This window comes from Frankia tisae (assembly GCF_025403405.1).
GTDB classification, from domain to species: Bacteria; Actinomycetota; Actinomycetes; order Frankiales; family Frankiaceae; genus Frankia; species Frankia tisai.
In genome coordinates, this window is sequence record NZ_JANEZT010000633.1 from 1 (window position 1) to 1,996 (window position 1,996).

Sequence of the window (1,996 nt, forward strand, 5' to 3'; positions counted from 1 at the left end):
TCGGATCCGTGGTGAAAGCATGCCTCGTGCTGCTCCACATGGAGCACCAGCGCACCACGTAGAGATCAACGTATGCACACAGCGTTGTTGCTACCAAAGGTGACGAAAGGTTACCGGGAAAGGTTCACTGTACTCCCAGCGGGGACGTGGATGCGACGGATAACGGCAGAATTTTCCGCTTCTGCGGCAGTAGCCGAGCGATACGACCGTATGCAGTAGATCTCTCACGTCAGGTTGCCGGGCAGGCGTGCCATACGTCGGACGCCACGACCGGCCGAGCCCATTCCTCAACTACGCGTGGTGGACGTCCAGTCCGCTGAGCGAGACGGGTGAGTGAGCCTCTGCTCCCCAGGCCCCGGTGAGCCCGCCCAGTTACAGATCTTGAATGGTCGGGCTAAGGTCTTGGGGTCGCAGACCAGTACCGACCGGCCTCGTCGTCCGCCGGCGCACGCTCGGCGGCCTGCGCCAGCCAGGCGGGCGGGTCCTCGTCAACGATCTCGATCTCGGGCAGGCGTGTGCCTTCGGGCTCGGGGCAGGCGGCGCCACCTTGGCCGAATCCGATACGTCTACCGCGTCGATACTGCCGCCGAGGGATCCAGCCAGGCAGCATCCGCCCGCGTCTCGGCGCGGGACGGGTTGTCGCCACTCGTCAGAGCCGAGGGGCTCCGGATGATCTGGATCGTCCATGGATCAGCAGCACACAAGCACGAGTAATATTAAGATCATAAGTATATGTTGATGGAATGAGTATCGACGACATGCGGGAGCCGACCTTTCTGGTCCTCGCGGCGCTCGCCGACGGGGCCAAGCACGGGTACGCGCTGATCCGGGAGGTCGGCGCCATCTCCGCTGGCCGGGTGACGCTACGGGCAGGCACGCTGTACGCCGCCCTCGACCGGCTGGCCGGCGAGGGGCTGGTGCACCAGAGCGGCGAGGAGGTGGTCGGCGGCCGACTCCGGCGCTACTACGACCTCACCGACGCGGGCGCCGAGGTGCTCGCCGCGCAGGCAGCCCGGCTGCGGGAGAACGCCGCCGAGGCCGACCGCCGGCTGCTGGCGCGGCGACGCACGGGGACGGCGCCGGCATGACGTGCTCACCGATGGTCGCCTACTGAGGAGATCGCAGCGGCCGGTGAGTGAAGGGGGCGAGCCGTGACTCTTACCGAGGCTCAGGCCCTCGGGGGCATCGATCGGCTGTGGCTCGTTCCCGGCAGCGGCAAGGCGCTCGTCACCATCACCGTCACCGACGCGCGGGTCAGGCGTAGAAGAGAAAGAGAACACCGCTCCCCCCGCACACTCGACGCCGGACTCGCCAGGAGACAGACCTTGACCACCGGCTCCACCCTCGGACCTGGGACCCGCCTCGCCGCCCGCGTCATGCGCGCGGGTTTCACCCTCGTCGGCAGCCCGTCGAAGTCCCTGCGGTTCGCCACCCGGGCGGTCGCCGACCCCGAGACCGTCACAGTCCCCACCCGGCACGGCCCCGTCCGCTGCCTGCTTTACCGGCCCGCGGGCACCGGGGCGCTCCCGCCCGTACATGTGCAGCTGCACGGCGGCTCGTTCATCGTCCGCAGGCCCGAGCAGGACGACCACGTCTGCCGCTACCTCGCCTCCGACGTCGGCGCCGTGGTGCTCGTCCCCGATTACGACACCGCCCCCGAGGTCGCCTACCCCGTCGCCGAGCACCAGGCCTACGACGTCGCCGCCTGGGCCCACGCCCACGCAGCCGAGCGGGGCTGGGACGGCGGACGGCTGTCCGTCGGTGGCTACAGCGCCGGCGCGAAGCTCGCGATCAACGTCGTCCAGCAGGCCCGCGACGCCGGGGAGTTCCTGCCGGTCGCACTGGCCGTCGGGTACGGCGTCACCGATGTCAGCCTCGACCCGCACGCCCGCACCTCGCCGAAGAAGCACCCCACCATCGGCCCATGGCTGCTGCGGCTCGTGCAGAACGCCTACTTCCCCGACCCGGCCACCCGCGCCGAACCCCTCGCCTCCCC

2 protein-coding genes are annotated in these 1,996 nt (G+C 69.3%); both read left to right on the forward strand.

Annotation, left to right across the window (positions count from 1 at the left end; all coding sequences use genetic code 11):
* Positions 1 to 743 precede the first annotated feature (743 nt).
* Positions 744 to 1,088 (forward strand): PadR family transcriptional regulator, encoded by a 345-nt coding sequence (locus NBZ85_RS30705; protein WP_261555501.1) that lies wholly within the window; start codon positions 744 to 746, stop codon positions 1,086 to 1,088.
* Positions 1,089 to 1,151: 63 nt separating this feature from the next.
* Positions 1,152 to 1,996: alpha/beta hydrolase (locus tag NBZ85_RS30710; RefSeq protein ID WP_261563377.1), on the forward strand; the 845-nt coding region annotated here is incomplete at its 3' end.